Genomic DNA, 9311 nt, shown 5'->3' with positions numbered 1-9311 from the left:
GGCCGGTGCCTTCTTGGCCGGTGCCTTCTTGGCCGGTGCCTTCTTGGCCGGTGCCTTCTTGGCCGGTGCCTTCTTGGCCGGTGCCTTCTTGGCCGGTGCCTTCTTGGCCGGCGCCTTCTTGGCCGGCGCCTTCTTGGCTCTGCCTGATGGTGGATTACTTTGCGGACCGACTTCTATTTCACTGTCGACATTCTCACCTTCACTAATTCCTGATTCACTCCTAATCGCTTCAAACGCTCCGTCTTCAAGCCAGGTTACTGTGGAATTCGCATGAAGTCGCGCACGTTCATCGATACTCAACAAATCTAGCCGCCCATTGGGTAGATCCCTAACTCTTCGCAAGCTATCGATCAATTCAATCATTGACGCGGCAAACTTGATTTTTCCTTGTCGCATTTGTTCAGCAGCAATATTAAACGCTCGCTCAAACTCATGCCGCGACAAAGGTGTCGTCATGGACGTAAACATCCTCATCTCCGATTCAAAATAGTTCATTCCCTTGTGAATCGATCATAGTTAGAACTTTATCATTCACGGAAATTGTCCACGCGAGCTTCCTATCCGGCGGTAAATGAATTGAGCTCTTAGAGATTAGGGTCCGACAACCCTCAAATTTTGGTCGCCCGTATGTTTCCAAATACCCAGAGCGTCCGCATCGCCACACTTCCCTATGGCAATCCTCATCACTGGCTTTGGCAATCGCCAAAAAACTGGCCAGAGGGGCAGCTGGGGTAAATGAACCGCCATAGACATATCGTGGCAGAGGAATTGAGCAAGTTTCGTAGTCCTCCCCGTTATCAGCGGGAAGCCCACTACTTGGGAACACACTTTTAACTTCAGGCAAAAAAAACACACGATTGCGAATCGCTGATGAAATTGCGAAAGCTATTACCTCAATTTTTACCATTCCGGGCTTAGGAAGTACGCTGGACTCCAGATCCTCAATTTCCCCCTTCTCGACGTAGTGAAGCACGAAACGATCGGGATCTTGAACCATGGAATCGAACGCACCACTTTTCAAATGGTCCAAATATTTTTCAAAACTTGAGTCAATGTCCAGCATTCGATCACCCAAGGGAAAACTTGGATTGACCATATTAAGAGTCTGAGCAACTTTAGAATGCTCCTCAAGAGACACTCTTCCGAGTAGCGTTCTGCTCAAAGCTTCACTTGCCAAAACATGCCATCTATCCCAAGCAAACTGAGCTGGTTCAGAAAAACCCTCCGCGACGAGCATCTCCAGTTGATGAAAGTTTTTTATGTCGTGCGGAGCACACAGCTCTTTCATATGTTCCTCAAAGTCACTCACAAACTTTGAGTCAACACTGACAATTTCCTTTAACGCATCGAACGTTGGCCTGAGACACATAGCCCAAGAAGGCAGGACAAATGTCGCTGAGGGAACCTCAATTATACCCGACCGAAAACTCGCACTATACTTGTCGACCATTTCGGACGCATCCGCTTGTCCGCTCTTGCTCGCGCGAGATGCAATTTGATGCTGCACACTGATTGAATAAGCATCCTCTGGCTCAAATCCACCAATTTTACGATTACCGCAGGCGAGGAATAGCCGCCATGTATCTTGAGGACTTGCACAAGACCGTGCATTAAGCAATCCAAAGGCGAATGCCTTCTGCATGCCTCCAATGCCACATAGAGTCGTAACAATTTCTTGGGTATAGCTTTCCGACTCTAGAAACAACCAACCCAAAACTTCCGCCGACTTGTCTCTACGAATCCATTTAGGGTGGGTGAGACACCAAGCGATTAACGAAATAAACAGTTCGTCATTACTTAGCTCTCCTAAAGCGGCATCATCGTCGATACATTCCGAACTTTTGATACCGCCTCCCAAGATTTGATCAACATGATCGATCACCATCTCCATCAAGTCGCCAGCGTCCCCCTGTGAAGCAAGCCCCGAACAGATTTTCAATAAAGAATTCGCTATAAACCAAGACGATGCCAATCGCTCGCCAACGATTAGATCATGAAAAACGGACATCAACTCGCCAGGATCCTCGCATGTGTTGCATAGAGCCTGTCGCGCTTTATCGATGCCTGAACCCGATCCGCTCCAAATTGGCCATTCTGTATCCTGGGCTCGCCGAAGCGCTTGGACAAGTATCTCTCTCGCTCTATCAATATTACCCAATGTGACTTGCTGTTGAGCTTTAGCTATATCACCTTCTAAATCCACAACTCCTTCACTTTTTCCGACGAAGCCAGGAACGTAAAACTCATCGTCTGCTCTCAAATTTGACTCAGAATCGTCTTCGGTGGACCGGACAATCTTTTCAAATTCCGATGCCTCAGGACTAACTCTTGGTAAAATCGCCTCAAATCTTTGCTTAACGGATCGATCAATCTCACCCAAGAACGCCTCGACGAAGTCAGGAATAGCCGCTTCGATTAGATCGCTAGTTACTACTACTCTAAGACGATTCAACATTTCATCGATGAGTTGATCATCAGCTAATTCGTGATTGATGATTCTTGCAAACGCCGCTCCAAATTTTGAGAAATACCGCGAGTCTCCAATTTGAAAGATCTCAAGAATCGCCCATCTCACACGCCAACTGCAACGCGTTTTGTTTACGAAATTAAGAACTGCCTGCTGCTCATCGATCCCCCCCCCAGGAAATCGATTTCCCCTTAGCAAATCAATCCTATCGACCGTTGGTGCCGAAAGTTCGGTAAACAATTCGTCTGTCGTTCCGCACACTTGCAACTTAAAATATCGTATCGCTTCCGACAGCTTTCCCTTCCTCGTCAAGACCGCGACTAAGCTAGACTTCGCATCTCGAACATACCTTTGAAATGTCATTTCACCTGAGGCCAATTCGAGCAGCGTCTCAATTCTGCATATAGTCGCGGAATCGATTGCCGATTCAGACAAAAGTTCAAGACCATTCGACAGAAGGTCAAACTGTTCCTCCTTGTACCAAGACGGTCCCATCGAAAATCGAAGCACATCTCGATAGCATTCGTCTGCAACTTGCGGTGCGCCAAGTGATGAGAATAACTTTACCAGTCGCAGTAGCAGGGGAACCAGTTCGTACCTATTCTGAACGCATTCTAAGATATGCTGACGCAGTTGCTGAGCAATTGCGAAAGCAGAGGCGTGAACATTTGAGTCCGCGCTTAGCTTTCCCGAAGCCTTACATACATCAAAAAGCAATTCACGAAATCCCTCGGTGTATAAACCACATTGTTTATCACTTCGCGATTGGATCCACTCAAGATACTTCGCAGCCGACTCAGGGGAGCATTCAAGCAAACACTCTAAAAGAAGAGTGACAACAAGCGGCACAACAGCCTCAGGTATTGCGTAAGCCCGGTCCCACTTTCGCCGCTCTGCTAGCGACAACTCGAAATTTGGTAACACACTACGGAATACCTGTTCACAAAGCAACGACAGCTTAGTGTGATCACCGGCAAGGTGTGCGCGACGAATTGCGCCATCCAACAGGGCGCTCTGCTTTGACGCCCTTGTCAATCTTTCCTCCCAGTTTTCGCCTTCTATACAAACAACTGATATAAATTCACTTTCTTCGCCCAGATACGCCTGAACTCGCCATCTAGCGTATTGTGCGTAGACCCCTGCAAGATTCGCGTCAACACCGTTTTCGCTTCGCAACTCGAATTCACCTGCATCAAACTCCTCTTTGGAGTCTCTTAACAACCTCGCAATGATGCTTTCTGGAGCGTTAACTCTAACTAATGCGTCGATCACCCCTACTAAATTGGGATGTTGAACAATGGACGCATGGTTACACCCCTCTTCGATGTCGGCAAGAATCTCTTCAATACACTTCGAGGCAACAGGCAAATCAAATTCATCGGACGCTCTCAAATATTCAATGAGCAAGTCAAACTGAAAGTTGATGTAGTCTTGATTGCCGACTACGTCTATATCACCTAATAGTTCTAAATCATCATTCGCTGTATAGACCTGCTTGAATGCAAAGAAGTACACCTGCGGCGCAGAAACGATTCGACTAGAAAAATGCCGGAGAGCTTGCCCATCTTGATCTGACAACGACGCCTCTAATATCTTCAAGCTACGGTCAATTACAAAATGTACATATTCCGAATTGTCTTCACCCGTAACTCGAAGAAACATTACCGCAAGAATATTGCAAATAGCAACCTCTACGAATACTGGAATTTCTATGTCGGGTTCACCGAAAATGCGCCTACATTGATTGAGAACCGCCTCCAAAACCTCAACCGCTTCGGAATAATACTCTCGTTCGATCATGGGCCATGCAACCTCCAAGGCTACCCACGGAGAGACGATTAAGTTCTCATATCGAAAGACATGACTCAAAGCATCTTGGGGCCTACCGAGCAACACAAGAGCCTTAGCTACTTCGCCGGCGGATTGAGCGAACAGTGTTTCGTATCGAAAGCTTACCCGCTGTTCGAGCAAAAGAACGCGTATCACCTGTGTCGCCAATCCACGACGCGCAGCACAGCTTACAACATCACGCACATCCCTCAGCAACACTTCTGGTTCAACGCTCAACAATACACAATCATCTACCCAATCTTGATTACAAAATTCTATGCACTGTTCCTGGAGCGATTCTGAAGCACGCAAACAATGGAACACTTTGTTTATCCTGCAATAACTCAACGCATTATTGTCAATGCAGCTTTTCGCGAGTCGTTCATTTATCGTCGTCTTTAATATCTCCGTCTTTGATTGAACGAAGGTACGAAATGACTCGTGAAACATCTCCGTCGAACTCTTCGTCCTAAAAAGGTGCCCCCATTTCGCAAAGACGGCCAAAAATGCCGCCTGCTCTATTTCGCTTAGCGTAGTAACAAACTCCTCTACTTGAATAGCGTCTCTTAATCTTGCAATAACTCCGAGCAAATAGGGAAAATTGGCCTCGTCTTCAATGCTTTGCCAAATACGTTCGTAATAATCTTCGATTGGTCCATTCAGGACAGGAAAGTCATCGAGAACACTTTCCCCCAAATTATCTTCCACATATTTCGTAAGATAGTTGAGATACAGTGGATGCCCGGCGGCCTTTGCTACAATTGCATCTATCAGGGCAGGTGAAGTATCTGGCCTTCCCGCTAAATGATTTGAGGCAAACTCTGCGCAAGCGGTATCTGACAGTGGAGGGATTTTGAGAACATTTGCATTCGTCACTCTTCCGCCCATTCGCCTAGACAATGATGCAAAATTTGGAGCAGAGAAAATGATCGCGATATTTGCCGGCAACACGTTAGGTAACAACCCGACGAAGTCCGACAATCTGTTCGCCTCAATATCTGCGACTTCATTGATACCATCAATAAATATGACTCCTGTCTTATCCTCCTCAATGCAAAACTGAGAGCATTTCTCCAAGTATGTTTCCAGGTTTAATGCCATAGCCTCATAATTTGCTTCAAGTTTTCTATCCGCTCGCCCCGTTATCAGTGTGGCAATTGCAGAAGTTATCCAATCGTACAACTGAGATGGCTGCGATCTGACATTGGTGTTCGATACCGACGATTCCCGAACACAGTAAGCTCCGATAACTCGCAATTCCCCATTTCTCGGGACAAGATTTTGACAAAACGTAGACTTGCCTATTCCATGCGCCCCCTCAAGAAAATAGAAGCCTCCCCTCGCCTTCAGAACACGAGATTCAAGCTCATCTTGAAATTCAAGTCGCTGTGCTAAATCCTGGTTCATCCCGTCTTTGGGCGTTCGCCGAGAGCTCTTGAATCCGTTTCGCTTAAGAAACGGCAGGATTGCATGTGTGCTAATGGCCCCGAGAGAGTTGTCCATCTTTACACGTAGTATGCCGCTGACACTATTTCCAACAATCAGTGGCGAGCCAGATAGGCCGCTGTATGAGCTAAGCTTCACATCCTCCGAAATTGATAAATCCAAATCAATCTTGGCTTTCGGCGAGTCCAAGACCGCTTCAATCGTCCCATAGCTGCGATGCCCAATGAGCGGCTTTGACTTAGGAAAACCAAAGGACTTCCATCCCGTCCCCTCTCGTGGTAGTTCAACGTCGAATCTTTGGCCTCGTAATGTGAGACTCTCCTTTAGGCGGACAAGACAAATGTCGATTTCCGGTTCATGATCGACAACGTCGGCTACTATGGTTGTCGCTCCCGTGCCAGGAACGTGAAATTCAAGAGCAACTGGGCTCTTGTTTTCAATTGCATCCAGTACGCAATGCCTAGCGGTGATCACCAAATCTTGCCCAACAAAGAATCCAGTACCAAGCTGGTCTCCACAAGTCACTTTACACGTTGACAGCCGTAACTCAATTTCAAACATTACTTCTCGATTACAATGCGTGGGTTATTGCTCACAACAACATCAAATTCGGATCCTGAATTACGCTGATAATTGCTTATCATCTCTGATGCTCTGGATTCGTAGTTGAAATAGAGAGTCCGCTTGAAAGACGCCGGACGATCAACAATTTCTTTGAGCACTGCCAGGCTGGGATGACCATGCTGCTCACCACTGGTAGATATAAGAAAACGAGGTGAATCGATCATCGACAGTAATTTGGGACTTGTATTACGAACGCTTCCATGGTGGGAGACCTTGATTGCATCAAAGATTATGGGGAATGACTCGCTAAACTCGTCGCTAATTCCAGAGACAGCATCTTCCGCCCAGCAGTCCCCGAGGAACAATATCCGGGTCATACCCATCGCCAGCACGAATGCTATCGAACTTCCATTCGTTATTGCGTCGTCAGGAGTATAAACGTCACTTAGGGTGGCAGCGTTTTCGTCAATAGAGGAGATCTCCTCGGAAACATTCTCATCAACGGACTCAAAGGAACACATGAACTCGAATGCATCTTCGAAGACCTCTGATTTTGAGATTATTCCTGCGAACCCTAGTTCTCGGAACTTTCTTATCCAATAACTTCGTAGTTCCACGAGACGCTCTACAGGTGGTGAGATCACATGAATCTCGCAGTTTGGTGCAACTTCGTATTTTATTCCTTTGACAATTGGCCGTGATTCATTCCAAGAATAGCCATTTTGCTGAAGAAGCGACGCTAATGAACTTCCTTGCATTGCGGAGATCTCAGAAGGCGAAGATTCTTCTCTTTCCAAAAAGCCGCGTTGGCGAACCTGCGAAAGGACTGCAAGATCTGCAGTGCCTAGCTGCCCCTCGCCACCGTTAAGACCACCCAAACTTCTGAGGCTATTGTGCCATGCGAACCTAACTGGCGCAATGCTGGGCGTATCTACATTCCCATTCTGCTTTAAAAAGGCAAGAATACCTCCAATATGGTCAGCATCGATGTGAGTTGTAATAAGCAGATCAATGTGACGTAGTTTTTGATACTCTTGTCGCAGTAATGGCAATAGCATCTTACGAAAAGTTTGTGCGTACCCACCATCCACCAATATCGATAAGCTTTCGCTTGAATCGTGCTCCACAAGAAAGGAGTCACCAGCGCCCGCTGAGAACATCGTCAGTGTTGTTTTGCCAACCATGCCAGGGTACCCAATTATTTTCGAGGATCGAGTAAGCTACTGCACTTCACGAGGCGGCACATGAGGTGCAGATTCACTCCAACGACTTGTTGCAATTCATAACTTGTCCAATGACACTTTTCATAATTCAGGAATTAGTGCCAGCCTTTCAGGAACTGACTATTACGAGAAAGCACTTGCAGTTGTCCCCGCTGCCTCAATTGGTGGAGATGTTAATTCTGTCCAACTCGCAAACTACAAGATCTTTCCCGGCAGGGTCGAATGCGGTTCCGATCGAAAAGCAACAAAAAGCCGATAAGACGATAAGGTGAGTGATTTTACCACCTTCTCAGAGGGGGTAAACTATCCCCAGCTATTGATGTCGAGACCAGCCCCGAAAAGGATGTCCGTTCGTGCCAGTTGAACCTAAGCCTCTTTTCCGTCCCGATGCTCTGCGACCCTATCTCAAGACGTTTCAGCTGCCCGAAAATATTTCGGCTCAACGAGAAATTGTCACGAAATGGGCAACCTTTCTAGGATCTGATCAGGGGGCAGCATTTCGTGAGCAGGAACTCTTGCCCGACTTCGTAGATGACATTTTCTGCAAGCTGTTGGGATATGACCGGCCGGCCGATAACCCTGACCGCTATACGCGGGCTCGCGAGAAATACATTCAGGTCGATGGAAAGTATGCTGATGCTGTCCTAGGTGAATTCCGCCAAGACAGTAACGGTCGACCAATCGTAGCCCTCGAAGGTAAGGGACCCACCGATCCACTTGAGCGGCCATTTGCTGGCCGCAAGAAGTCCGCAGTCGATCAAGGATACGGATACGCAATCAATCTGCCTTGCGACTGGATCATCGTCACGTCGATGCGACAAACTCGACTTTATCACAAAGGATCAGACCAACAAACTTACGAGCGTTTCGATATCAATGATCTGGCAAATAGCGATTCTGCTTTTCGGAAGTTTGTATTCCTTCTCGGCGCGGAACGTGTTGTTCCTTTAGTTGGCCAATGCCACTTCAAGAATCTTAAAGACGCTTCAGACAAAGTCGGTAAGACGCTGACGAAACAATTCTACCTGGAGTATGCCGACATCCGGCAAGATGTCTTTGAGACACTTTGCAAGGAAAACCCAGAAGAATCGCGTCACGAAATACTGGCTGCAACCCAGAAGCTTCTCGACCGCGTTCTATTCACAGCGTTTTGCGAAGATCGAAAGTTGCTACCAGAAGAAACGCTAAAGAAGGCGTTTGAGCATCCTAATCCTTACGACGAATCTCCTATTTGGAAGAACTTTTGCGGCCTGTTCCGCTCGATCGACGCTGGAAACCAGCAATTAGATATCCCACCTTATAATGGTGGTCTATTTGCAGATGATCCGTTCTTAGAACGCCTGACTGTTCCGGATGATGTCTGCGCTCACTTTCGCGATTTGGGTAAATACGACTATCGTCCGCCATCTGAAGTTGCGGTCGACAGTGATGATGAAAAGAAAAAGCGTTTAATCGATGTCGAAATTTTGGGCCATATTTTCGAACAATCGATCACTGACCTGGAACAAATACGAAATGAGCTAGACGGTCTTGTTAAGCCACTTGGCAAAGAAAAACACAAGACCCGACGCAAAAAGGAAGGAGCGTTTTATACGCCTGAGTTCATCACTCGATACATCATTGAACAAACGCTTGGAGGTGTGAAGTGGACCCCAATTTTCGGACCACGGGAGCCGGTTTCTTAAGTGGATTGCTGGGCTCCAAGTCGCTGGCTGGTGTGGACGGTCCACGGGGTTCGATTGCCTAGCGACTGGTGAGGGCGTTCGTGGCTATAGAATTTG

4 protein-coding genes are annotated in these 9311 nt (G+C 47.1%); 1 reads left to right on the top strand and 3 read right to left on the bottom strand.

Annotated elements, in window-relative coordinates; genetic code table 11:
• The 3 genes from avs1c to avs1a all read right to left on the bottom strand — a co-directional run.
• The coding region (gene avs1c, locus AB1L30_RS01165; RefSeq protein ID WP_367011494.1) for an AVAST type 1 anti-phage system protein Avs1c at positions 1-456 on the bottom strand (456 nt) is incomplete at its 3' end.
• 25 nt (positions 457-481) lie between these two features.
• Positions 482-6304, bottom strand: a complete 5823-nt coding sequence (gene avs1b, locus AB1L30_RS01160; protein ID WP_367011493.1) for an AVAST type 1 anti-phage system protease Avs1b — start codon at positions 6302-6304, stop codon at positions 482-484.
• Complete coding sequence (gene avs1a / locus AB1L30_RS01155) at positions 6304-7491, bottom strand: AVAST type 1 anti-phage system MBL fold metallo-hydrolase Avs1a (protein ID WP_367011492.1); 1188 nt, start codon at positions 7489-7491, stop codon at positions 6304-6306. The genes avs1b and avs1a overlap by 1 nt, the downstream gene beginning before the upstream one ends.
• A gap of 392 nt (positions 7492-7883) precedes the next feature.
• Here avs1a and AB1L30_RS01150 point away from each other — a divergent pair, with 392 nt between their 5' ends.
• Positions 7884-9215, top strand: a complete 1332-nt coding sequence (locus AB1L30_RS01150) for a hypothetical protein (RefSeq protein ID WP_367011491.1) — start codon at positions 7884-7886, stop codon at positions 9213-9215.
• Positions 9216-9311 lie beyond the last annotated feature (96 nt).

The sequence above is a fragment of the Bremerella sp. JC817 genome, from assembly GCF_040718835.1.
Taxonomy (GTDB): Bacteria; Planctomycetota; Planctomycetia; order Pirellulales; family Pirellulaceae; genus Bremerella.
This window is presented reverse-complemented; position numbering and strand designations above follow the sequence as displayed.

Excerpts from the sequence above, each read along its gene's own strand:
- avs1b (WP_367011493.1), bottom strand. The coding sequence starts at position 6,304 with ATGTTTGAAATTGAGTTACGGCTGTCAACGTGTAAAGTGACTTGTGGA.
- avs1a (WP_367011492.1), bottom strand. The coding sequence starts at position 7,491 with ATGGTTGGCAAAACAACACTGACGATGTTCTCAGCGGGCGCTGGTGAC.